The organism is Pseudothermotoga thermarum DSM 5069, assembly GCF_000217815.1.
Taxonomy (GTDB): Bacteria; Thermotogota; Thermotogae; order Thermotogales; family DSM-5069; genus Pseudothermotoga; species Pseudothermotoga thermarum.
Genome location: NC_015707.1, coordinates 106308 through 131186, shown reverse-complemented (window position 1 = coordinate 131186; position 24879 = coordinate 106308). Strand labels below are relative to the sequence as shown.

The window sequence follows — 24879 nt, the reverse complement described above, 5'->3', positions numbered from 1 at the left end:
GCTTAAATTTTATCAAGAGACCGAATAGCTCACGACTTTATCCAAATACCTTTCTATTGCGTACACAGCCGCCCCAACCAAGTTGCTTGAAGGTTCGGTGAAAATGGTCGGGCGAATCTTTAGATCTTTAACTGCCATCTTAAGAGCTCTTTCTTTTACTATCTCTTCAACCTTGGAAAAGTACCAATCAGGGGCGGAAGAAAGAGAACCACCAATTATAACCACTTCTGGATTTACCCCGTTCACAATGTTTACTATACCGATTGCCACGTTGTACGCGTGTTCCATAAGCACAGATTTGGCTTTCTCATCACCTTGCTTTGTTAAGCTCAAAAGTTCTTCAAATTTGTCGATGTGATTGTTACCGTTTAACAGTCCATACCTTTGGTTTGCCCATCTAATGCTTGCAAAAAGTTCCCAACAACCTTTGTTTCCACAATGGCAAAGTTGCTGCGAATCGATTGAAACTATCATATGACCGAATTCTCCTGCCGAAAAGTTGTTACCTCTGACAACCTTCCCATCGATCATTACGCCTGTACCAACACCTTCTCGTACTATTACAAACACCGCATTCTCAACGTTCAAAAGATCCGTGGCATATCTTGCTTCAGCCATCATCGACAAATTTGCCTCGTTGTCGGCAAGGATTTCAAAATCTCCGCTGAACAGCTCCGTAATCTTTACGTTGTACCATTCCAAATTCGGAGCCAAAATGATTTCCTTGGTTTCACAGTTGACTATGCCAGGAACGGAAAAAGAAACGATGTCAAAGTTGTAGACATTTCTCATGGTGTTGACTTTTTCAAGTGCAAAATTGAAAAACTCTTCTACAGAGCGCGGTGTTTTGAAATGTGAAACCACATCTATTTTTCCATTCAAAAACGCTATACCCAAAGACGTTTTGGTAACTCCAATGTCGAAAACAGCAGCGACAGGTTTTTCGCTCAAACTGAGAACTTCTCCCTTACGTCCTGGTTCGTTTTTTTCCTCAAATTGGATGACCGAAACTATTCCGTCTTCCATTAGTTCTCGAATCAATCTGGTAACTGCACTGGGTGCCAAACCTGATTCACGTGCCAAATTTGCCCTTGTTTTGGGACCAGTAGTTATAAGCAACTCTATTAAATTTCTTTTATTACCGGCCTTCATGGAAATGTGGTTGTGCTTCATCCGATCACCTTTCTTTTCTGCTTAAAACTTTTTATCGCTAACAATTTTACAACAAAATATTCTAGAAGCAATAGTGCTTTTTGCTACTCTTTAACTGCTCCCCTGGTCAAACCGCTCACCAAAAATCTTTGCATCGATAAGAACAAGATCACCATTGGTGTCATACCAAGCAAAGCGGCGGCTGTGAACAAACCCCATTCGGTTTCATATGGACCTACTGCGAAGGTTTGCAATCCCAAGGCATAGGTGTAGTTCCTAACGTTTTGCAAAACTATTCTTGCGACGACGAACTCGTTGAATGTTCCTATGAAAACAAGCAAAAATACCACGACCAAAATAGGCCTTGAAAGCGGGAGAATTATCTTGTAAAAGCTTTGAAATCTTGTGGCTCCATCGACAATTGCAGCTTCTTCAAGAGAAGGTGGTATTGTGTCGTAAAAACCCTTCATCAAGTACATGTTGTAAGCGATGCCAGTTAAGTAAGAAAAGATCAGACCGCCAAGCGTGTCGATCCCCAAGAAAGGAACGTATTTTCCAAGAAAGTTGAGCAGGTTGTATATCGCTATCATGAAAATTACGGCTGGGAACATTTGAATCAAAAGGAATGCGAGCAAACCATACCTTCTTCCAAAAAATCTCATTCTGCTGAACGGATAAGCTGCCACAGCACAAACAGCGGTTGTTATCAAACCGACAACGGTGGCAACGATAACAGAATTCAAAACCCAATTCAAGAAGTAATGCTTTGGCTTTTGCTTCCATATGTTGTCGATCCTGTAAAGTTGCTTGTCGATATTTTTATAATCAGCTTTTAGCGAATTCGTTGGATCCAAATCCATCAAATTGCCGGATCTTCTGGTGACAACTGCCATATCTGCCTTCACTTTGCTGACAAAATCAGTTTTAACAAGGTCAAAAAACCTGTTTAAAACATCTGATCTGACAAAAACACCGGCGAAAGAAATCGCCAACAAACCATCGTAGGTTTTCTTAAAATCATCGATCAAGGTACGTGAATTTGAAAGAACTTCATTCAAATTCTTAGAGACATTTTCAAATCTTCTGATAAAATCTCTATACTCCTCTATCCATCTCAAATTCTTTACAACCTTCGATAGTTGTAACGAAATTTGATCCTTTGCCTCGTATGAGTTTGCAAAGTTTCTGAGAAATGTTAAGACAGCAGAATACCTTGTCAAATCGGCTGAAGATAACGATCTTATGTTCTTGATCGTGTTGATCCTGTCTTCAAGCTGGTTCACGAAAATTTTAAGTTCGGCAACCGTTCTACAGTGTTTCATAGAATCGTCTAAATTTTTCAGCAAAATTTCTACGCTATTCTTGTTTGCCATTTCATTTTCAATCTCACGTTGAAGATCAACAAGTTGGTCGTTTATACTCTTCAAAATGACGATTTTCTCTCCAGTCTGCAGGAAAACTTCTTCTAGCTGTGAAAGCACTCTTTCAAGCCTTGGCTTTAAATCTTCAAATATGTTCACAACTTGAAGGTATTGAGATTTTCTCACAATGGATTCGTCGCGCTTTAAAAGCTCAGTCAAAGATTTTTCCAAGCTTGCCAAAGCTATTTCCAACTGCTTGTAATCGCTGTAAGTTTGAACCAAGTCTAGAAGAAATGAAACCTGTGAAAGAAGTTGTTGAGTTTCCAAAAGCATTTTTGAATCGTCAATCGAAAAAGGAGATAAGATCTTTGTAGAATCAACCATCGTTTTCAATCTAAGCAAGCTATCGAAAGACTGGGAAAGAGATGTTAGCTGAGGAAGAACAACTTCGTTTATGAACAGATTTGCCGTGATAACCTCGTTTTGCACACTCACTATCTTATTTCTAATTTGCGTTGCGGCAAAATTCAGCTCAGAAATTCTTCTTTCGTGGTATCTAAGTTTTTCAAGATGAGAACCGATGATCTTTTCGTACACTTCGTTCAACTTCGCCAAAGCGTCTTTGAAAGTATCTGCATCGTTTATTTGACGACCTACGTAAGCCTCAAGATCCTTTTTTAAAGCGGCAAAAACTAAAGAACCGAACTTTTCATTCTGAAGTTTTTCGTAAAGCGCCACCGCGTACAAATCATCGATTGGAAGCTTTGGCAAATTGTTTTGAACCACTGCTTTGAGTTCTTCAAGATCTTTAACTATATTTTCTTTGATTTTTTCAGCGTTTTGCTGCATTTTTGTCGTTATGTTCGAATAAGATTGTCTTGCAAGCTCAAAACGTTTGTCAGTTTCGTCAAGATAAAGTTCCAGCTTTTGGATGTACTTTTCTACCAATTCCCTTGCGCGTTGTTGGGAGATTTTGTCGTATGGTTTGACTTTTGAAACGATGTTCTGCAATTCTTGAATGAGTACAGGTATGTTCTTTTCTGGCATCAAGAGATCCACGTAATTTTGCAGTGTCACCCGAGAGGTGAAAAGTTTTGTCGAAAATGCCGCTTCGTCTCTTCTTATCGAAGTAGAAACGACCCAAACGACGGGGAAGAGTATTATCGCTATCAAAAAAATCAATATGGCATGGGTGAGAAAGGTTATCCTTTTTTGGACCATTATCTTCCCACCTCTTCGAATGCACCAGAAAATTTAAAGTTGAAGAAACTTATCGTTCCAACAAGGAAAAAGATCAATATCGATATGGCGCTCGCAAAGCCGAAGTCTTGACCGGTACCAGCTTGGAAAGCGAGTTTATAAACGTAAGACATAAGTATGTCGGTATAACCAGTGGGTGTAACTGAACCAGGGATCGGTGGGCCACCCGCGGTAATCAAGAATATGATGGTGAAGTTGTTGAAGCTGAAAGCAAAACTGCTCACCAAAAGTGGCCCGATAACCGTCATCAAAAGCGGGAAGGTGATGGCTGTAAACCTCTTGAACTTGCCAGCACCATCGATCGATGCTGCTTCGTAAAGTTCGTGTGGTATCGACTGCAAAGCCCCAAGGGAAATGGTCATCATGTACGGAAAGGTCAGCCAAATGTTCACAAGTAAAACGCCCACTCTGGCCCAGAATGGATCGTTAAACCATCGAATGGGTCCCAGTTTAAACAACGGCAGAAGGAATTTGTTAAAAAGCCCATAGGTTTCGTTCAAAAGCCCGTTTCTCCAAACCAGTGCCGATATGAAAGCCGGAATAGCCCATGGAATTATCAAAAGGGTTCTGTAAAGATTCCTTGCTCTCAGCCTTGGATCGTTCAAAACAAGGGCAAAAGGCAAACCAACGGCTAGCGATAACACAACACTCAAAGCAGCCCAAGTGAATGTCCATGCAAAAATGCTCAAGAAAGGGCCTGTAACCCTTTTGTCCGTGATTATTCTAAGAAAATTCTTCCAACCAACGTAATCTATGAAACCAACCAAGAAAACCTCTTCGCCTTTTTCGTTTATATCGTAAAAAGCCCCATCTTTTTCGATCACTTTTCGATTGGTCAGGTTGTTGACTAGAACCATTTTCAATCTCGTTCTGCCATTTTCATAAACTTCTTCGTATGCCAATCTGTATAGTCTTTCCACTTGAACAAATCCCCACGTGCCATCGGGAAGGATCCTCAAGGTATATTTTTTACCAGTTGATGGTTCAACAAAATCGCTGTTCCAAAGGTAAACTTGCGCTATACGGCTTTTAAAGTAAGAAGCGTTTACGTCCAAGAGTGGATCGTCTGGGGTGTAAAACAACCTGTAAGATTTCCCAACGGTTACAAGCAACTTGATATCCTCAAACGTCGCTGGCCAAGGAATGATTCTAAAACTTTGACCTTGGTAAAGGAAAGATTCTGTCTCAATCTTTTGCAAAACCCCTTCGTTCAAAAGTATTTCTCTTCCCTTTCTTTTGACTGGTGTTGGTTTTGAAGCAACAAAAATTTTTTCATCGATTTTGAAAAGTATCAAAAAATCATCTGTGGGATTTATACCATCGTAAACTACAAATACTTTGTAAGAGATTTTTTCACCGCTTTCAACAACATAGGTGTATTTTGAACTGTACAAAAGTCTTTCTACTGCTTCTTCTTTTGGCATGAAATGACCTGTTCCATAGTTCGTAAAGGCTGTTTTCACCGTGAAGTAAATTGGATACAAAACAAGGATGAAGAGCAATATCAAAGCAGGAATGATGTAACGATACGGATAACCTTTCGGATTGAAGATGAAGAAATCTATCAGAAATATCAAAATTGCAAAAGTTATTCCGAGCTCATAGTACCTGTTTTGAATCAAAAAAACTGCCATCCAAAAAAAAGCAACGTTGAGTATTAAGAATAAAAACCAAAGGAAGGCTTTGATAAACTTTTTCATCCCATTGCCTCCTTTTTGAATTAGGCAAAACCCGGGGAAGCCCCCGGGTTTGGTTTTTCACTGTGTTTGAGCTTTGATTCTTTCTACAGCTGTTTTTGCAGCTTCAGCAGGCGTTGCTCGACCGTTGACAACCAAATTCAAAGCGTCGTCCATAGCTCCCCAGACAAATCCCATCTGTGGAACATTTGGCATTGGAATACCATTTGCCGCGCTGTGTGTAAACGCAACAACATCTGGATTGTCTTTCACAAGCTCAAGAACATCTTTCCTTGCTGGAAGTCTTGGATCTGCAAGGTAAATGCGGTACATGGTATCCTTTTTGGCAATGTAGTTTATCAAGAATTCTTTTGCAAGAGCCAAGTTTGGAGATTTCGTGTTGACCATGAAGCCCTGAACACCAACGAATGGTCTGGCGACAAGCCCTGGTGCAAGATCTGGAATAAGTGCGACACCGTAATCGATACCTGCATCGGCATAAGCTTTTATCGCCCACGGGCCGTTGATTATCATAGCGGCTCTGCCTTCTCTGAACATCGAGTCCATTATTTCATAGTTATCGCCTGGTGTGATGATGCCTTCATCGACGAACCTTTTGAGCAATTCCAAACCCTTTATTGCTCCTTCGTTTGCAAGACCGATGTCTTTTACATCAAGACCAGCTGGTGTGCTCTTGAAGACGTATCCTCCATATCCAAAAATGAATGGAACTACGAAGTAGAAAGTAGTCGCTGGGATAATGAATCCTCTAACTTCTCCACCAAATTCTTTGTCAATCTGCTTTGCAATCGCGATCAATTCATCTATCGTTTTTGGAGGTTGCGGCACGTAGTCTTTGTTGTAGATCAACGCTATTGCCTCAAGAGCGTACGGAAGACCATAGAGTTTTCCACCGTAGGAGAACGCTTCCAAACCCGTTTCAAAGAATTGGTTGATTTCTGCAAAGCTTGAGATTGGTTCAAGCAAACCGTTGGCAACCAGTTCACTTACCCAGTCGTGTGCACCGACGATGATATCCGCACCTTGACCTTGAGGAGCTGCTGTCAAGAATTTAGGTTTGATGTCTCCAAATGGAACATACTGAACCTCCACTTCAACCCCGTACCTTGCTTTGAACTCCTGACCAAGAGCTTGTAGGATGTCGACCTGCTTTTCCGAACACCATATGACGAGTTTTTGCTGAGCAAAAATCAAGGTTACAAGAGCCACAAGAAGTATTACCGCAAATTTCCTCACAAAACCCACCTCCTTTTAGATGTGTTAACAAATCCACTGATATTTTAGCTTTTTTATTACCAGATTGTCAACATGCGATGAGTCTGTTCGAGAGGTGTCAACTTAGGCTGGGAAATACGATAAAATAAACAAAAACCAACTCTTCTCACCAAAAGAAGGTTCCCGTAAAGATGAAAGTTACAACAACTAATATCACCCAGTACCTATACCAAACCTTTTTCAAAGACAAAAAGTTCCACATGAGGCGAAAGTATGAACTTGCATTAAGGAAGGCAGCAGCCATAATTGGAGTCAGTCATGAAGCCTTGAGGAAATGGTGGACAAGGAGGTTTGGAAAGAAAAGTCTTGTTGAGAGCGTGATAGGGATAACAAGATACAGGATGAGGACATAGTGAAGTGGTTATTTCCATTTCTCTTATTGGTGCAATGTATCCCTCACCAAAAACAGCACAAGTTCCGCCCTCTCAAGTAATTTCTCCAGTAACTCCACACTCATCCTGTAAAGCGCATTCCCTATCACACATCGAGTCTTTATTTCCTCGTCGATGTATGCAGACCCCATCATCACCCCTACAACTTTCGCTTCCCCTTTTTCTTCCTTCCCCTCATCCAACTCAGCCTTTGCTTGTCGTACTATCCAAATCCTGTTCCATCAACTACTTATCTGCTCAAGCTTATCGCCTACCAATAACTTCTCAATAACCTTCTCATAACCTGGAAAACCTATAGTGAAGCGTTGAAATCGCCGGCATCTTATTTTTGAATATCTCTTCAAGATAAAAAACCGTGTCTCTAAACGACCTTCTCTCAGAGTATTCTCTTGGTCTGCCACGTTTCTTCTTACAACAAGTCTCTTTCAGCTCATCCTCAATAAGTTGCAGTAAACTCTTAATCATCTTCACGGATAATCTTTTCAGTGAATATTTCTTAGTCATACAGAGTCTTCCTTCGGTGAAGTGTTTTTAAGGATTATATCTCATCTTCGGAATAATCAGACCCTTTTTTTGAACACACTCACATGCGATTATACTCGTTGCGTTTTTATCTGATTTAAAATACAACAAAGGGAGTGATATTATGCCAAAAACAATCAAATGCGGATGTGGCAAGGACCATGAGGTGCCTGATGTAAAGATTGTCTGGAAGGTCAACTCAGCCAAGAATATTGTTGAGTTTTTCAAAGACTCTCTTCTTGTTGCAGACAAAAGTACTGCAAAGTTAGTAAAACCGTCTGAGGATTTTTTTGTTTTCGAACAAAGCAGAATTTTGGCAAGCATGGAAAATGTGGAGAAACTTCTAAAAGTGGCAAAAGATTATCCTTCGTTGGTTTCAATCGGTTCTGGTTCGATCACCGATGTCGTTAGATACGCCGCATACCTTTTGAAAAAACCATTTTCAGCCTTTCCAACTGCACCATCGGTGGATGGTTACACATCTTCCGTTGCGCCCTTACTTGTTAACAACATAAAGAAGACTTTACCTGCCAAAACACCAACGGTTATTTTAATTGACCTAGAAATTTTGAAAAATGCGCCAATCGATCTTTTGAAAGCAGGTATAGGTGATATCGCGGCAAAAGTTACGGCACGACTCGATTGGATGGTGGCAAACAAGCTTTTAGATGAAGGCATTTGCGATTTTACCTGGGAAAATCTCAAGGATTATTTGGTGGATGTTCTGAAAAATCCAAACCGGATATTGGATAGAGATGAAATTTCGATCAAAAGTCTTATGGAAGGTCTTTTAGTTTCTGGACTGAACATAGCAACGGTAGGACATTCTCGACCTGCATCCGGTGCAGAACATGTGATATCGCACTTTATAGAGATGTACCACGAATTTCACGGTGAATATCCACCATTCCATGGAATCACGGTTGCAATGGGAACTTTCATAACGCTGAAAGCATACGAAGTTTTGATGAACAACGTAAAGCTTCAACAAAAAAGAATCCCATTGGACTACAAAAAGGAAAAACTGAAAACGCTTTTCAACACCGAGATAGCAGATGAATTCTGTAAAATTTATGAAACAAAAAGAAGAGCAGAAAAAATAAATCTAAGAGAAATTGTAAAAACAATTAAGCCAGTTTACCAAGAATATTCAAAATCTGCGTTCGAAGCACTTTCACAGATTAGTGTACACGAGTTTTTCAACAGATATGATAAAGATTTTCTCAAGCAAGTTATTATTCTAACGAACATGACGCGCGATCGATACAACATTTTAGATGTGCTTGATCAATTGGATCTTCTAGAAAGCTTCGCGGAATGGGTTATTGAAGAACAGCTGAATTTTTAAGCTAAAAGTGTTTTTGGTATAACCGCTTTTGCTGTTTTGTTTGGATCTACAAGTTGACTTATCCTTATATCCACAGCCAAACTCGCCAGCATATAGGCTTCGAGTGTGGACATGTTGAGCTTTTGACTAAGAAATCTTACAGCCTGGTGCGTTGCTTCTTTGACAGCCTCATCCAGCGTTGGAAGGGAAACTATGATGCAGAAAGAATCTTTTGTTTCAACGATTGGCCATTCGATCTTTTCAGCGGTTACATCGATTTTCACCGTGACCTTTGCGTTAACTTCACATGCCGAAACGCACACTTCTCCATCTGCCATCAAAGCGTGAACGTCTCCAAGCGCAAGGAGTGCTCCCTCTTGAAAAATTGGAAGATAAAGAATGTTTCCTTTTGATATTTCTTTTGTATCCATGTTTCCACCATGTTTGTGTGCGGTGCCGGTTGGAAATTCTTCGTTTTCCGGTGCAACACCAATGACGCCAACCATGGGGTTGATCAAAAGTTTTTTACCCGCAAAGTCTACAAAGTCATTTTCTATTTTCAAAATCTTTGCGACAAAGCCTTTTGCGACATCTTGCAAAACTCCGAATCCCTCTTCGGCTACTATGACACCTTGGTTGTCGATTTCTATGTCCAAGATCTTCACAACCAAAGTCATGCCAGGTTTTGCCCCTTCAACGTACACAGGCCCGGTGGCCGGGTTGACCTTTGAAAAATCAAGCTGCACGACATCACTTTCTTTTTGAATCTGTCCTCCGAGGGCATCCAAAGTTTCAAAAACCACCACTTCCTGAGGTTTCGCAGATAAAACGGCTTTCATGCTCGGTGAAAAAGCGTGTATCAAATTTTTCTTATCGACTATCTTCACTTTGATCCTCCCCTTTGTACTTCTCTTCTCCCCAGAGTTCCATCAAACGCTTTTTTATTTTGACTTCTTTTCCAATTTCCTTAGGAATGTATATCTTCACCTTTTTTAATTCATCCGGAAGATAGTTTCTTTTTACGAATCCACCCGCCTCGTGGGGATAAATGTAACCCTCACCATAACCAGCTTCTTTCATCAACTTTGTCACAGGATTTCTCAAAAACAGCGGAACTTGCACATTTGCTGTTTGTTTGACGATCCTTTTTGCACGTTCTACAGCAAGGTAAACAGAATTACTCTTTGGAGCGGCGGCAAGGTAAATTGCAGCTTGCGCAAGGTTAAGTACGCATTCTGGAAGCCCCACGTATTCGACAGCTTGTGCGGCAGCTATGGCGACCAATAGTGCCATTGGATCAGCCAAACCTATATCCTCACTTGCAAGGATTACCATTCTTCTTGCTATGAACCTCGGATCTTCACCAGATTCAATCATTCTGATCATGTAATAAAGCGCGGCATCTGGATCGCTGCCGCGCAAGCTTTTTATAAAAGCAGATGCAAAATCGTAGTGATCTTCCTTTGAATAACTCGCAGCTTTTGAACCAATCAATTTTTGAAGGTTTTCAACATCTACAACGGATAAATTGAAAATCCTGGCGTTTTCCACAGCCATCTCAAGGGTGTTTAAAGCAAAACGTGCATCTCCTTGGGACATCTGGGCAATTGCCTTCAAAGCGTTGTCAATAACGGTTATGTTGTAGCTTGAAATTTTTTCATCTACAAGCAAAGCCCTTTTCATTATCTGAACAAGTTCATCGTTCGAAAGTGGTTTAAGAAAGATGACCCTACATCTTGATAAAAGCGGGGGTATTATTTCGAAGGACGGATTTTCCGTGGTGGCTCCCACAAGAATTATTGTGCCATCTTCAACTTTGGATAAAAGAACATCCTGTTGGGATTTGTTGAGTCTGTGTATTTCGTCGATGAAAAGTACTGTTTGCTTGCCGTATTTTTTCATCTCTTGAGCCCTGGTCAAAATCTGCTTTATTTCGTTCGCACCATGAAATGCTCCGCTGAGCATGTAGAACTCCGCATTGACATATTTTCTTATCAACTCACCTATGGAGCTTTTACCACAACCAGGAGGACCGTAAAGTATGCAAGAGAATATTGTTCCCTTTTCAAGGGCCTTGCGAAGTATTCCATCTTTTCCCATCACATGGCTTTGTCCCACCAAATCGTCTAGGTCCTTTGGCCTAACGCGCTCTGCAAGGGGAGCATCACTTGGCCTTTGATCCACCTATAGCTATCCCCTCGCTCATAAAGATTTGAAATATTCAATGGTCAAAGCCAAGCCTTCTTCCAAGTTTGTCTGCGGGCTCCAACCAAGTTCGTTTTTTGCCTTCGTCGGATCAAGAATACTTTTTCTCAAATCACCTTTGCGCGGAGGAGCATAGACAGGTTGTTTTTGATATCCAGTAAGTCTTGCCAGCATTTTGAACAACTGGTTGACGGTCGTACCAATCCCAGTGCCTATGTTGTAAACACCGCTGACGCCATCCTTCATGGCCAAAAGGTTTGCCTGAACAACATCCTTGACGTAAACGTAGTCTCTAACGTATTCCCCATCACCGAAGATGATAACGTCTTCATTCTTCAGCATCCTGGCTGTAAAAATCGCCACCACACCGGCTTCACCGTTTGGATCCTGCCTGGGACCGTAGACGTTACCGTACCTTAAGGAAACATAGTCCAAGTTGTACTCCCGTTTGAAAAATTCCAAGTACATTTCGGCAGATCTTTTGGCTATTCCATAAGGAGAAATCGGTCTAGGTTCAACTGTTTCTGGGGTTGGAATAGGAACATCTTCACCGTAGATCGCTCCACCAGTTGATGAAAAGATGAACTTTTTAACGCCATACTTGGCAGATTTTTCAAGTAAAACAATCGTTCCCAAAATGTTAGTCTGTGCATCGGTGGATGGTTCTTTAACAGAAACGCTAACGCTTGCCTGTGCGGCAAGGTGGAAAACATAGTCAAACTTGTGAAGTTGGAAAACCCTTTCCATCATCTCAGAGTCTTGAATACTTTGTTGATAAAAAAGTGCGGCTCTATTGAGGTTATCTATCTTTCCAGCAGATAGGTTATCAACCACGACAACTTTATGACCTTGTTGAAGCAAGACATCAACAAGGTGTGAACCTATAAAGCCAGCTCCACCTGTAACCAAAACGTTTGCCATTTTCATTCACCCTCTTCTTCCTCTTCTTTTTCACCTCTTTCAATTGCGGCCAAGTCATCCAAAACCTCTTGTGGAAGTTCTGGCGCGTTGACAAGTTCCCTGCTTTCCTTTATGAATTTCTCAAGTTCTTCTGCCTTCGACTTGTCAAAGTTTATGATGATTCTGTAAAATTCTTTAACTCTTTCTCTTGTTCTAGCGGTCAGATAGTGTGAAAGGTGACGAGCAATTTTCTCGGCAGCATCCATTGAAACGCCCAAAACATAGTGGAAGAAGTTCTTAATCCTTTTTTGAAGAACAAGCATTGTTTGGGCTTTTCTTTTTCCCTTTGGAGTGAGTGTTATTAACCCATATTTTTCGTAATCAACGTATCCGAGATCTGCCAATCTTCTAACCGCGTTTGTAACGCTCGGAAAGGTTACCCCTACTTTTCTTGCCACCGTACTTATTCGTGCCGCAGGTTGTTTTTGCTGAATTTCGTAAATAACCACCAAGTAGTCTTCCAAAGTTGGTGTTAAAACTTTTTTCCTACCCCTTGGCATACCTATTACCTCCTTTTGCAACTATCGTAAAACATTCTCACCTTTTTTATATCCTGCCATGTTAAATCTTTTGGAGATCCCTTTTCCTTGGATGGATTTCTCAAAAGATAGCTTGGATGAAACATCGGAAAGAGAATTTTACCACCTTTCCATTCGATCTCTTTTCCCCTGTATTCTGTGATCGAAACGTTTTGACCAAGAAAAAAAGAAAGCGCGGTACTTCCAAGCGGTACTATGTAAACAGGATCGACTATCATTATTTGGGCGTACAGAAAATGTCCACACGCCTTTTGTTCTTCTGCAGTTGGCACTCTGTTCTCAGGTGGCCTACATTTTACAACGTTACATATGTAAACATCTTCACGTCTAAGCTGAACAGATTCCAATATCTTTGTTAGAAGCTGACCTGCTTTTCCAACAAAAGGTCTCCCAGTTTTGTCTTCTTCCTCGCCAGGCCCCTCTCCGACGAACATTATCGGCGCAAAAAGACTGCCTTCTCCAACGACAACGTTTGTCCTTTTTTCCCACAAAGGACATGCTGTACATTTTTCAACACGCTCAGAGACTATTTTCATCAGTTCTTCTCTGGTCATAGAAAATCCCCCTGAAGTCGTCCAAAAAACTATGTTTTAAATCAATAAGCTTCTTAATTATTATACCATGCTTTCAATGTCTTCATTAATTAGTCAGAAAAAACGGGGAAGAAGTTCAAAAAAATACCTTGACAAGTCGTGATTTGTCAACTTTCGATTGCTTTTTCTATTCTTTCAATTAAATCGTCCACGTTGTGTTGGTTGTAAAGCCTGCCAGCATCACGATTCGGAAAATCCCTCAAAACTTTCTGATAAATTTTCTGCATCATGTCTTTTCTACAGTAAACCCAAAGTCCCCAAGGAAGTTTGCCAACGAAAACGGCTATGTCCAAGGGATACATCAACGTATCAATGATGATCAAAAATTCATCATCATCGTCACATTCAACAAAGGCAATTTTTGGTTTTGAAAAGATTTTCATGTTGTTCAAATGTCTTACAAAACTTTGCCAATTTTTGATTTTCCCGGAAAATACAACGGTGAAAACTTCTTCAAGTGGTCTTTTTTTCAAAAACTTTGAAAGATAAAAAAGCTCTTCCTCTTTTGCTGTTTTTAAAAAACCGGTGTCAGTGACAAGAGCAACTGCAAAGACAAAAAGTACATCATCCTCAAGCTTTCCTTCGGATAAATCGTAAAGGTTCATGACATTGGCAGTTCTAGGTTTAACGTATGAAAAGACTGAGCTTTTCAGGAAGTCTTCATCTTCAACTTTGTGATGGTCGAAAACACTGTAGTTGAAAACAAAAAACGGTAGCTTTTTCGAATCGCACGTGTCGTAAACGTGAAAACCAACCACCACAGGAGGAATTACGTTTTTCACCTTTAGCTTTTTCATCAAATTTTGAACTGTTGAGTCTGGTTCTGGTATGTAAAGCCCTCCACCGAAGACTTTATATCCCCAGTAAGCACTAGCAAACCCATCGGCGTCTGCTCTAAGATGAGTAACATGCAAAATTGGCATATTACCAAAGCGTTGTTTGATTCGGATTCACCTTCTTTCTACCAATTTTTCTAAGTCTTTCGGTACTAACAACCTTTAAACGATCTTCCAGTTCGCTTTTCGATGCTATCACGTCCAAAACTTCTCTGGCTCTTTGGACTATTTCTGCAGGAATTCCAGCTATCGCGGCAACATCTATCCCATAACTTTTATCCGCAACTCCGTCCACCACCTTGTGTAAGAAGATAACTTGAGAACCTTGCTCCATAACTTGTATGGTTTTGTTGACGATCCCATCGTAAAGGTTGGCAAGTTCAGTCAATTCGGTGAAATGAGTTGCAAAGATACATTTGCATTTGATCTTTGTGTGAAGGTATTCCGATATGGCCCAGGCTATGCTTATTCCATCGAAAGTGCTCGTGCCACGACCAACTTCGTCTAAAAGAACTAAGCTGTCTTTGGTTGCTTGATAAATTATCTTTGCTATTTCGTTCATCTCGGTTAAGAAGGTACTTTTACCACCTATTATGTCGTCGCGAACACCCATTTTCACAAAGATTCTGTCAAAGATCGGCAGAACAGCTTCTTCGGCGGGAACAAAACTGCCAATTTGAGCCATCAAAGCGATCAGTCCAACTTGTCTAACGAAAGTGGATTTTCCACTCATGTTCGGACCTGTTAAGATCACGAAGCTTTCCTGGTTGGACAAAGTTAGATCGTTTGGTACAAAATTTTCGGTGAATTTTTCGGCAATTGGATGCCTGCTTTTTACAAGAACAAGTTTTCCATCGTTGCTGAATTTTGGTCTGGTGTACTTGTTTAGGTTTGCAGCATAGGCTAGACTTTGCAGAGCATCTATGTTGGCTATGAAATCGGCGATGGCTATTATTTTATCAACTTTTTCAAGGGCTTTTTGACAAAGAGAATCAAAGAGCTCTTTTTCTTTCTTTTCTAGAAGTTCTTTTGCGTGAAGCATTTTCTCCTCAAATTGCTTTAGCTCTTCTGTTACGAACCTTTCAGCATTCACAAGAGTTTGGCGGCGAATGTAATGAGGAGGAACTTTTGACAAATGAGACTTTGTAACTTCTATGTAGTAACCAAAAACACTGTTGTATCCAACCCTTAAGTTCGGTATATTCGTCAAAACCCTTTCCCTTTGTTCGTATTCTGCAAGAAATTTTTCGGAGTTGTAAACTAAGTCTTTGAGTTCATCGAATTCTTTGTCGTAACCTTGACGAATCACCTTTCCTTCTCCTATTACGTTCGACGGCTCATCTTCCAACGCCTTTGCCAGTTCTTCACACAAATCTGTCAAGCAGTCCAAATTCTCCGCTTCAAGAAAGGCATCGTTTGTCAAAAGAAGCTGCTGTATTTGCGGACAAACTTCAAGGGTGGTTCTAAGGGCTACTAAATCTTTTGGGGTTGCTTTGCCATAACGCAATCTGCTGGCAATTCTGTGAAGATCTTTGACAGTGTGAAGATATTCTCTCAATTCACTTAAAAGTATTTGATCCTCAACGAAAGCCTGCACTTTGTCCAAACGACTTGTTATTTCCTTCTGGTCTCTCAAAGGTTGAAGAATCCAACTTTTCAAAAGTCTAGATCCCATAGAGGTTTTGGTGTAATTCAAAACATCGAAAAGACTCTTTCCCTTCGGCTCTATCAAGTTCAAGTGTTCAACGGTTGTTGAATCCAAAATGACGAACCTTTCATCCCTGATGATCTTTGGGGGCTTGAGCATGAGGTTTTCCACCATCATGGTGTAGCGAAGATATCTAACCAGGGCAGCAAAGGCTTTTAAATTTTCTTTAAGTTCCAAATGATCTATCGTCACTACGTTGAAAACTTTTGCCACATCCTGTTCCATTCCATGCGGATTCAAATGCCAATCTTGAAGAGGTTCTACAAGGACGTTGAAAACACTTTGGAAGGTCGATTTGAGCGAAGGATCACAAAGTATTTGAGTTGCCTTGATAGAATTGAGAAAATCGAAAACCGATTCTAGATCGTTAAAACAAGCAACCAAACTATCGCCGGTTGAAACATCAACGGCAGCAACATGGTATTTTTCTTGATCCTTCAAAACGACAGCCAAATAGTTGTTTGAATCGCTTTCAAGTAGCTCATCTTCAACCAACGTTCCAGGCGTGACAATTCTTGTGACCTGTCGTTTGACCAAACCTTTTGCAGTTGCTGGATCTTCCATTTGTTCACATATGGCAACTTTGTACCCAAGTTGTACAAGTCTTTTCAAATAACTGTTCAAAGCATGATAAGGAACACCGGCCATCGGTGCTCCTTGACGTTGGGTTAAAACAAGATCCAAAGCCTTTGAAACCGTGTAGGCATCTTCAAAAAAGGCTTCATAAAAATCTCCCAAGCGAAACAGAAGTATTGCGTCTTTGTATTGAGACTTTATCTGCAAATACTGTTGCATCATTGGAGTGAGCTTCAAATCAGATCACCTTCTTGGGTTCAATCACCTTATCTATCAAACCGTAGTTAAGAGCTTCGTAAGCATCCATGAAAAAGTCTCGATCTGTGTCCTTTTCAATCCGTTCAATTGGCTGCCCCGTCTTTTCGCTCAGTATTTTGTTTATAAGGTTCTTTATCCTCAAAAGTTCTTTGGTTATGATCTCAACATCCTTGACAGGTCCCTCGGCACCGCCCAACGGTTGATGAAGCATTATCCTGGCATTTGGTAAAGCGTAACGCTTGCCTTTGGTTCCACTTGCCAAAAGGACTGCAGCCATAGACGCGGCTTGACCAATGCATATCGTCACAACATCACACTTGACGTATTGCATTGTATCGTAAATTGCCAGCCCTGCCGTGACAGAGCCACCAGGGCTGTTTATGTAAAGATGGATATCCTTATCTGGATCTTCTGCTTCAAGGAAAAGAAGTTGTGCAACCACTAAGTTTGCCGTGTGATCATCGATTGGATATCCTAAAAACACTATCCTGTCTTTGAGAAGCCTTGAGTATATATCGTAAGCTCTTTCGTATCGTCCAGTTGTCTCTATGACGATGGGTACATATTGGTCACGCTCTATTCTGTTCATCCTCCTTCGCCTCCTTTTCGGCCTCTTGTGGATGAACCTCCATTATCTTCGCTTTGCTTAAGATCAATTCTCCAACTTTTGACCTTAAAATGTGCCAGCGAACATCTTCTTTCAGGTCCTCACGGTTTTTCAAAAGGGATTTAGCCCTCTCAACCGATATACCCCAACTCAAAGCAAGGTTTTCAGCCTGTGTGAGTATTTCATCTTCGCTCACAGTGATGTTGTTTTGCTCGGCTGCTTTTTCAATTGCGTAAGTTTGTTTTAGATCGGAAATGTAGAACTTTCTCAAAGCTTCTTTCAATTTTTCGTCATTCCCATATTCCTTAATAAGTCTTTCGTACTCTGCGCGATCTTTCTTGATTTTTTCATACGCCGCCTGAACAAGTTCGTCTAAGGTGCGGTCAGAGATTTCAAGTTGGGCTGTATCAACAAGAGTATCAATGGCTTGGTTTATCAAAAATTCTTTTACATCACGCTCGTAAAGGTCGCTTCCCTCTTTTTCTATGCTCTTTTTCAACTGTTCAAGCGTTTCATATTCTGCGCTGACCATCTTTGCCAGTTCATCGGAGATTTCCGGTAAAGTTCTTTTGTTGACTTGAACAATCTCTATTTTGTAGTGATAAACGTTTCCAGAACCAAAATCTTTGTCGAATTCGACAACTTCGCCGGCTTTTTTACCAGCAACTTCAGTTACGATCGGTCTATCGTCGTCTTTATAAAGGATGTACTCGGTTTCCTTCTGATCTACCAAAACTTTCCCATCTTTTGTGATGGTCAACTTTACCCTAACCAAATCGTCGTATTCAGCTGGTCCTTCTTTCGGCTCAACGATTGCATGAAGTTGTTGAAGCTCTTTCAACCTTTGCTCAACGTAGCTGGAAACTATGTAATCTTTTTCAGGTTTTTTAAGCTCTATTTCTTCAAAGGGTTTTAGGATGACTTCTGGTACACGATGCACCTCGACGCTTAATTTTGCCGTATCGCTTGACAAGTCAAAATCCGCAAGGATAGGTGGTAAAACAACTCGTTCGTTTGAAAGATCTTTTAAAACCTCCTGCCATAAAGCTTCAACCATTTCAACCTTGATCGTTTCAGGATATCTAATTTCGATCAACCTCTGTGGGGCTTTACTCTTTCTAAAACCTGGAATTTCTACGCGCGCTGCGACATTTTTTATAGCTATCTGTCGAATTTTGTCAACCTCGTCTTTTTGGAAAACGTAATCGAATACCACCAAGTTTTTGTCCTGCAGTTTTGCTGTTTTTTCCACGTTGTATAACCTCCTTGTTTTTTTGTCATAAAGTATTATATTACATCAAAAAAGCGCCTCTTAAAAGAGGCGCTTTTCGAGTTAAATTGGCTGGGAGGGGAGGATTCGAACCTCCACCGGCGGATCCAGAGTCCGCTGTCCTACCGTTAGACGACCTCCCAATTACCTTTAAAATTATATCACTTGAGAAAATGAAAGGTCAAGGTTTTCTTCAATGTTTTCAGTTTTTGAAAAAATGATATAATTACAAAAAGGAGGTTAAGTCTATGGAATATTCTTTTGCGATTTTTGGAGAAGCAGGGCAAGGAATTCAATTCGTTGAAAGTTTAGTACCGATAATTGCCAAAAAAGCTGGTTTCCATGTTTTCTCCTACAAAGAGTATATGTCAAGGATCAGGGGTGGTAGCAATTCCACTCTCATAAGAATATCGGATGAAAACGTCAAAGCCTTCAAATCAAGCGTGGATTTTGTTTTCATCCTTTCTGACCCTAAAAAACATATTTCTAGACTCAGAGATTTGTACAAGAATTTCAAATCCATCTTTGTTGACGAAACTTTCCTTTCTATGTTAAAAGAAGAAAAAAACGTTATTGGACTACCAATTTTAGCTTGTGCGACTCAAGCCGGCAATAAAATTTTCCAAAACACAGTTGTCGTGGGAACAATTTGCTCAATGCTCGACATACCAAAGCAAGTTACAGAACAGGTACTCCGAGATAGGCTGGTTGGAAAAGATGAAGAAGTTTTAAGTGGTAATTTAAAAGCTTTGCAGCTTGGATACGAGTTGGGTAAAGGATTAAAAACAAAGTTTAGCTTAGAAAAACTCCAAGAAGATGATATTGTAAAATCAAGCTTTTTACTTGCGGGTTTTGAAGGCGTAGCACTTGGAGCTTTGTACGCTGGATGTAATTTCATATCATCATATCCTATGTCACCTTCCACACCTGTTTTGACTGCTTTGGCAGAATATTCCAAGAAGTTCGACATCATCGTTGAACAAGCAGAGGACGAAATTGCTGCGATAAACATGGCTTTGGGTGCATGGTATGCCGGCGCTAGAGCCATGGTTACAACTTCAGGTGGTGGCTTTGCACTGATGGTGGAAGCGCTCAGTTTAGCTGGAGCAATAGAAAGTCCCTTGGTTGTTCATCTTGCGCAAAGACCTGGACCTGCGACTGGCATGCCCACCAGGACAGAACAAGGTGATCTTCTTTTTGCAATTTACGCAGGTCACGGGGAGTTTCCAAGGGTAATTTACACACCAGGTGATACGGAAGAAGCATTTGAACTGACTTACAAAGCTTTTGACGTCGCTGACAGATATCAAATACCGGTTTTAATACTTACAGATCAGTACTTGATCGATTCAATCTATGACGTACCCGATTTGCCAAACTTTAACGAGCTTAATAACCATATTGTTAAAACTGATCAAGACTATAAGAGGTATCAATTAACTGATTCTGGTATTTCTTTAAGAGGCATACCTGGGTATGGAGATGGGTTAGTCTGCGTTGACAGCGATGAACATGATGAATATGGGAGAATAACGGAAGATTTTGAAATGCGTAGAAAAATGGTTCGAAAAAGATGGAAAAAGCTTGAAAATTTTTCAGATCAAATTCCCTTAAGGCTTTATGGTCCAAAAGATTACAAATATTTGTGCGTTTGCTTTGGTTCGACAAAAAACGCAGCAATTGAAGCTGCTAAAAAGTTTGAAAACTTAGCTGTACTCCACTTTGTCCAAATTTTTCCATTCCCAAAGGAATTTGTTGAATACGCAAAGAAAGCTGAGAAAATGATAGTTGTAGAAGGAAATTTCACAAGACAACTCTCCAAGTTGATAAAACAGGAAACCGGTTTTGATAGATTTGAAACTTACACCAAGTACAATGGTCTACCGTTTTCAGTTGAAGAGATTTTGGACGTATTCAAAAACACTTTCAGGGGGTAGATATTGTGAGATACAACGTTAAAGATGTTGACATCGCTTGGTGTCCAGGATGTGGAAATTACTCGATACATAACATCCTTAAAAAAGCCTTGGAAGAGCTCGATATCGCCCCAGTTAACCTTGTGCTGGTTTCGGGAATTGGGCAAGCAGCAAAAGCCCCACAATATTTAAGGTGCAACTACTTCAACGGTTTACATGGAAGAAGCCTTCCAGTTGCGACCGCCATAAAAGTCTGTAACCCCCAGCTCACAGTGATTGTTGAAAGTGGAGATGGGTGTATGTACGGTGAAGGTGGAAATCATTTCATACATGCAATTAGGAGAAACCCGGATATTACAGTACTTGTACACAACAACATGGTTTACGGTTTGACAAAAGGGCAAGCTTCTCCAACAAGTCAAAGAGGTTTCATGACACCCGTGCAACCTTTCGGTTCACTGTTGGAACCATTCAATCCAATTGCCGTCGCCATAGCTTTAAGAGCATCTTTTGTCGCAAGGGCATTTTGTGGAGACTTTGAGCAAACAAAGGAAATAATCAAAGTTGCTATAAAGCATAAAGGTTTCGCTTTGGTAGATATTTTTCAACCATGTGTCACGTTCAACAAGTTGAACACGTACGAATGGTTCAAAAAGAACACGTACTATTTGGTTGACCATGACCCAAAGAATATCGTTAAAGCCTTTGAGAAGGCAATGCAAAAAGAACCATATCCGCTTGGCATTTTCTATATCGAAGAAAAACCAACCTTTGAAGAACTCCAACCAGTTTATACCAAGTCATCCAAACCAATTGTTTTTAGAAAGCATATAAAAGAGGAAATACTTGGTTTTATCGAGAGAAAAAGGAGGTAAGAGTTATGAACGTGGGCGACTTTGCTCCAAATTTTTCGTTGAAAGATCAAGATGGTCAAGTCGTCGAATTGGCAAGTTTAAGAGGTAAAAAAGTTTTGTTGTCTTTTCATCCTCTAGCTTGGACAAGTGTTTGCGCAAAACAAATGCTTTCCTTGGAACAATGGTTTGAAGAATTTGAAAAATTCAACGTCGTTCCACTTGGCTTAAGTGTTGACCCAATACCAAGTAAAAAAGCTTGGGCAGATAATCTTGGTATATCAAAGCTGAAGCTCTTGTCGGATTTTTGGCCACACGGAAATGTGGCAAAGCTGTTTGGAATTTTCAGAGAAAAGGATGGGTTTTCGGAAAGAGCGAACATATTGATTGATGAAAAGGGAAAAATTGTCTTTTTCAAGGTTTATCCAATAAAGGAACTTCCAAACTTGGACGAAATCTTTGCTTTTTTGAAAAGCTCTGAATAACAAGCTGAGCAAAATCAATAACCTAGGAAAAGTATGACCTTTTCAAGCTCCACTGACCCGGGAGGTGGGTATTGATTTTTCACGATGCCTGTACCAACTATTTCTATTTCCTCGACGTTCAGCTGCTTTAAGATGAACAAAGCGTCCTTAACGGTTAAACCTCTTAAATCTGGCATTAAACCTTCTTGAAAGCTTATCACTTGTTCCCTTGAAAGCTTAGTTATTCTTTGAACAATTTTTGCAAAAATTGGCGCCGCCACTTCACCAGCTAAATATGCATTTGCCGAAGGTTCATCCAACCAAACCAAAATGGTATATTGCGGATCTTCATACGGAAAAAAACCTGCAAAAATTGAATAATACTTATCCTCACCAGCGGCAACTTTTTGGGCAGTGCCAGTCTTTCCAGCTATGCCGACGTTTGGAACTTTTGCTCTAACACCGGTACCACGTTCTACAACTTGATGAAGAATCTGAACGATTTTGTCACAAACTTCTGGGCTTAAAACTTTTCTTTTTTCTGTTTCAAAATCCTCAATTATTGTTGGAGCAACGTAAACTCCTCGGTTGGCAATCGTGTTGAAAGCTGCGGCAAATTGAAGCGGAGTTGTTCCAATGCTTTGACCTATCGAAATCATGGCAAAGTCTATTTTTGACCAACTCTCTGGCTTTCTCAGTACTCCTGAGATTTCTCCGGCAAGCTGAACCTTGGTTGGTTTTCCAAAACCAAATTTTTCAAGCCACTGGTAGTAGTTGTAATCTCCTAGTTTTTCTTTGATTTGCCTTGCTAAAAGGATCGTTGCACTGTTACAGGATTCAACAAGTGCTTCGGTCAGATCAACTTTACCGTGAACGTACAAATCTCGAACGACAATATCCACATCATCAATGGGCTTTATCTTTCCTTCACATTGAAAAATTGTTTGTAAATCTACAATTTTTTCTTCAAGAGCTATTGCATAAACAATTGGTTTTATTGCAGACCCTGGCTCAAAGTATCCCATGATTGCATCGTTCCATTCTCTTGTGGTAACCATAGCACGAATTTTACCTGTTTTTGTTTCTAAGATTATTACTCCACCAGATACTGCTCTGTTTTTTTGAACAGCATTTTTAATTTCTTCGTAAGCTATTTTCTGTAGGTCCAAATCTATGGTTAAGCTGATATCTTTACCATTTCGCGGTGAGGCAATCGTCTCAATCACCAAAGTTGTGGTTAAGAAACCTTTATACCTGATTCTGATCTTTCCATCTTTTTGCCTTGCCAAAGTTGAGTTCAAAGCTTCTTCAACTCCTCCAAATCCCTTTCCATCAATAACTTTTCCAAGAATTTTTCCCATCCCATAGTCTTCAAAGCGCTTTCTAACAGTTTCATATTCAATTGAAACGAAAGGTATCAACTCCGTTGGAACTTTTGAAAGTAATTCATCACGTTCCTTAGCTTGGCCAAGTTTTACAAACCTCTTAGAATTTGAAAGCAACTGTTCGGGAGAGTATGGTAAAGAAAAATTAGCAATCAAAAGTTTTAAATGTGGCATCAATCGCTCTTTGAAACGCGATTTGAGAAAATCGACATCAAGATAAGCACTGTAAACAATCTCGTCGTATGCACAAAGTCTTCCATACACATCGAAAATCTTACCTCTGGTGGATGGAACTTTGAAGGTCAACGAATAAACAGCAGGTAACCCTAAACCTTGCAGAATAAGGTTTGATATTCCTACCCCCACAAAAACACAGGAAAGGAAAAATATGAATTTTACCCGCGTACCTGTTGGGTTATTCGCCATCTTTCACTCTGACAATTTCATGTTTTGAAAGCAAAAGAGCTTGAAGTTCTTCAAGTTGCTTTAACTGCAGCTGCATCTCGTTGATGCGCGATTCAAGTACCCTGTTTTCTTGGGCTAACTTTGCAGATTCAATAACGAGTTTGACAGTTGGTATTCCCATGGCTAGAACCACGGTAACGAACAGAAGAAGGAGCATAAACTTTGGAAGACTTAAAACAAGGGTACGCGTGCCGGCTTTAACGCTCCGCTTAACTTGTGACTTAACTAAAGCCAATCCTTAACCTCCTTTCAAATTCGCTCCGCTACCCTTAACTTTGCACTACGCGACTTTGGATTATTCTTTATTTCTTCAGTACTTGGAACCATTGGTTTTTTAGTTAAAACTCTCAACCTTGAATCGGTCTTAAACGCCTGTTTAACCAACCTATCCTCCAACGAATGAAAGGAAATTACCGCTATTCTTCCCCCCACTTGCAAAAGTTCTGGCGCAAATGAAAGAAATCTTTTTAAATTTTCAAGCTCGTTGTTCACTGCTATTCTTATCGCTTGAAAAACTTTTGTGGCAAAATGTCTTTTTCTATTGCGTTTTGCTTCCGGCGGCAAGGCTTTCGCTATAACTTTTACAAGTTCACTCGTTGAAGATATTGGTCTGTTTTTAACTATAAAACTCGCTATACGTCGTGCGTATCTTTTTTCTTCGCCGTACTCAAAAATAATTCTTCTAAGTTCGTCTTCATCCCATTTGTTCACAACGTCGTACGCTGTTAAAGATTGGTTTTTGTTCATTCGCATGTCCAACGGTCCATCCATCAAGAAAGAAAAACCACGTTCACTTTTGACAAGTTGTAGTGTTGACACACCTAGGTCCATCAAAATTCCTACGACTTTATCTATTTTTAAAGTCTTTAGAACATCTACTGCGTCAACGTAAGAACAATTGAAAAGATATACTCTACCTTGCTTTTCGTACTCCGCTAACCTTTGCTTCGCTATTGCTAAAGCTTCTTCGTCAACGTCCAAACCAACAACTACACTTTCTTGAAAATTTTTCAACAAAGCCTCAGCATGACCACCTAGTCCAACAGTACAATCTAAAAAAATTCCATTTAAGCCTTTAAAGCTCTGGAGAACTTCGTTTACCATAACTGGAACGTGTATCGTTTCCATAACGTATTCGCTCCGCTGAATATTCTGGTAAAATTATATTTCATCAGTTTAAAAATATCCAAACCAGAAATACCAGAAAGAAAAAGTTTTCAAAAGCGTATAAATAGTCTAAAAACGCGCATAACGTTGTAA

At 40.2% G+C, this 24879-nt stretch carries 22 protein-coding genes, 1 tRNA gene and 1 pseudogene; 5 read left to right on the top strand and 19 right to left on the bottom strand.

All coding sequences use genetic code 11. The annotated features are described in order from the left end of the window. Positions 1–12: 12 nt before the first annotated feature. The 4 genes from THETH_RS00690 to malE all read right to left on the bottom strand — a co-directional run bounded on the left by THETH_RS00690 (position 13) and on the right by malE (position 6706). A complete protein-coding gene (locus tag THETH_RS00690) occupies positions 13–1173 on the bottom strand; it encodes an ROK family transcriptional regulator (RefSeq protein ID WP_013931465.1) in 1161 nt (386 codons plus the stop codon). 83 nt (positions 1174–1256) lie between these two features. After that, the gene (locus THETH_RS00685; RefSeq protein ID WP_013931464.1) at positions 1257–3734 is read right to left on the bottom strand and encodes a sugar ABC transporter permease; all 2478 of its coding nucleotides are present in this window, start codon (positions 3732–3734) and stop codon (positions 1257–1259) included. Further along, positions 3734–5473 (bottom strand): DUF4896 domain-containing protein, encoded by a 1740-nt coding sequence (locus THETH_RS00680; RefSeq protein WP_013931463.1) that lies wholly within the window; start codon positions 5471–5473, stop codon positions 3734–3736. The genes THETH_RS00685 and THETH_RS00680 overlap by 1 nt, the downstream gene beginning before the upstream one ends. 57 nt (positions 5474–5530) lie before the next feature. Further along, positions 5531–6706, bottom strand: a complete 1176-nt coding sequence (gene malE, locus THETH_RS00675) for a maltose/maltodextrin ABC transporter substrate-binding protein MalE (protein ID WP_013931462.1) — start codon at positions 6704–6706, stop codon at positions 5531–5533. Positions 6707–6945: 239 nt separating this feature from the next. On the opposite strand from malE, the pseudogene THETH_RS00670 reads away from it, so the two are divergent. Beyond that, positions 6946–7178 (top strand): annotated as a pseudogene (locus THETH_RS00670) (hypothetical protein). Here THETH_RS00670 and THETH_RS10750 read toward each other — a convergent pair. Both THETH_RS10750 and THETH_RS00660 read right to left on the bottom strand, forming a co-directional pair. Next, a complete protein-coding gene (locus tag THETH_RS10750; protein ID WP_169310332.1) occupies positions 7122–7268 on the bottom strand; it encodes a hypothetical protein in 147 nt (48 codons plus the stop codon). The pseudogene THETH_RS00670 and the gene THETH_RS10750 sit on opposite strands and share 57 nt — an antisense overlap. Positions 7269–7413: 145 nt before the next feature. Beyond that, positions 7414–7641, bottom strand: a complete 228-nt coding sequence (locus THETH_RS00660; protein WP_013931459.1) for a hypothetical protein — start codon at positions 7639–7641, stop codon at positions 7414–7416. A gap of 142 nt (positions 7642–7783) precedes the next feature. Here THETH_RS00660 and THETH_RS00655 point away from each other — a divergent pair, with 142 nt between their 5' ends. Then, entirely contained in the window at positions 7784–9007 is a 1224-nt protein-coding gene (locus THETH_RS00655; protein ID WP_013931458.1) for a sn-glycerol-1-phosphate dehydrogenase, read from the top strand. Here THETH_RS00655 and THETH_RS00650 read toward each other — a convergent pair. From THETH_RS00650 to THETH_RS00605, 10 genes are all read right to left on the bottom strand, one after another. Continuing rightward, positions 9004–9873: an acetamidase/formamidase family protein gene (locus tag THETH_RS00650; RefSeq protein WP_013931457.1), complete on the bottom strand. Its 870-nt coding sequence runs from the start codon at positions 9871–9873 to the stop codon at positions 9004–9006. The two genes, THETH_RS00655 and THETH_RS00650, sit on opposite strands and share 4 nt — an antisense overlap. Then, positions 9857–11170 carry a replication-associated recombination protein A gene (locus THETH_RS00645; protein WP_013931456.1) on the bottom strand — a complete coding sequence of 438 codons (1314 nt, stop codon included), beginning with the start codon at positions 11168–11170 and terminating at the stop codon, positions 9857–9859. Before THETH_RS00645 ends, THETH_RS00650 begins: the two co-directional genes overlap by 17 nt. 18 nt (positions 11171–11188) lie before the next feature. Further along, entirely contained in the window at positions 11189–12112 is a 924-nt protein-coding gene (locus THETH_RS00640) for an SDR family oxidoreductase (protein ID WP_013931455.1), read from the bottom strand. A 2-nt stretch (positions 12113–12114) separates the two neighbouring features. Next, positions 12115–12651 carry a metal-dependent transcriptional regulator gene (locus THETH_RS00635; RefSeq protein ID WP_013931454.1) on the bottom strand — a complete coding sequence of 179 codons (537 nt, stop codon included), beginning with the start codon at positions 12649–12651 and terminating at the stop codon, positions 12115–12117. A gap of 5 nt (positions 12652–12656) precedes the next feature. Beyond that, positions 12657–13244 (bottom strand): uracil-DNA glycosylase, encoded by a 588-nt coding sequence (locus THETH_RS00630; protein ID WP_013931453.1) that lies wholly within the window; start codon positions 13242–13244, stop codon positions 12657–12659. A gap of 146 nt (positions 13245–13390) precedes the next feature. Continuing rightward, complete coding sequence (locus THETH_RS00625; RefSeq protein ID WP_013931452.1) at positions 13391–14206, bottom strand: hypothetical protein; 816 nt, start codon at positions 14204–14206, stop codon at positions 13391–13393. A gap of 1 nt (position 14207) precedes the next feature. After that, positions 14208–16640 (bottom strand): DNA mismatch repair protein MutS, encoded by a 2433-nt coding sequence (gene mutS / locus THETH_RS00620; RefSeq protein WP_013931451.1) that lies wholly within the window; start codon positions 16638–16640, stop codon positions 14208–14210. 1 nt (position 16641) lies between these two features. Next, a complete protein-coding gene (gene clpP / locus THETH_RS00615; protein WP_013931450.1) occupies positions 16642–17250 on the bottom strand; it encodes an ATP-dependent Clp endopeptidase proteolytic subunit ClpP in 609 nt (202 codons plus the stop codon). After that, a complete protein-coding gene (locus THETH_RS00610) occupies positions 17231–18520 on the bottom strand; it encodes a trigger factor (RefSeq protein WP_013931449.1) in 1290 nt (429 codons plus the stop codon). The genes clpP and THETH_RS00610 overlap by 20 nt, the downstream gene beginning before the upstream one ends. Before the next feature lie 87 nt (positions 18521–18607). Next, positions 18608–18681 (bottom strand) — tRNA-Gln (locus THETH_RS00605). Between the two features lie 105 nt (positions 18682–18786). On the opposite strand from THETH_RS00605, the gene THETH_RS00600 reads away from it, so the two are divergent. The 3 genes from THETH_RS00600 to THETH_RS00590 are packed head-to-tail and all read left to right on the top strand — an operon-like array spanning position 18787 to position 21790. Continuing rightward, positions 18787–20475, top strand: a complete 1689-nt coding sequence (locus THETH_RS00600) for a 2-oxoacid:acceptor oxidoreductase subunit alpha (RefSeq protein ID WP_013931448.1) — start codon at positions 18787–18789, stop codon at positions 20473–20475. A 5-nt stretch (positions 20476–20480) separates the two neighbouring features. Next, the gene (locus THETH_RS00595; RefSeq protein ID WP_013931447.1) at positions 20481–21329 is read left to right on the top strand and encodes a thiamine pyrophosphate-dependent enzyme; all 849 of its coding nucleotides are present in this window, start codon (positions 20481–20483) and stop codon (positions 21327–21329) included. Between the two features lie 5 nt (positions 21330–21334). Next, positions 21335–21790, top strand: a complete 456-nt coding sequence (locus THETH_RS00590; RefSeq protein WP_013931446.1) for a redoxin domain-containing protein — start codon at positions 21335–21337, stop codon at positions 21788–21790. A gap of 14 nt (positions 21791–21804) precedes the next feature. Here the strand turns inward: THETH_RS00590 and THETH_RS00585 are convergent, their stop codons facing one another. From THETH_RS00585 to rsmH, 3 genes are all read right to left on the bottom strand, one after another. Continuing rightward, on the bottom strand, positions 21805–23460 hold the full coding sequence (locus tag THETH_RS00585) for a penicillin-binding protein (protein ID WP_245530509.1): 1656 nt from the start codon (positions 23458–23460) through the stop codon (positions 21805–21807). Positions 23461–23569: 109 nt separating this feature from the next. Then, positions 23570–23854 (bottom strand): hypothetical protein, encoded by a 285-nt coding sequence (locus THETH_RS00580; RefSeq protein WP_013931444.1) that lies wholly within the window; start codon positions 23852–23854, stop codon positions 23570–23572. A gap of 14 nt (positions 23855–23868) precedes the next feature. Further along, a complete protein-coding gene (rsmH, locus tag THETH_RS00575) occupies positions 23869–24747 on the bottom strand; it encodes a 16S rRNA (cytosine(1402)-N(4))-methyltransferase RsmH (RefSeq protein WP_013931443.1) in 879 nt (292 codons plus the stop codon). Positions 24748–24879: the final 132 nt, after the last annotated feature.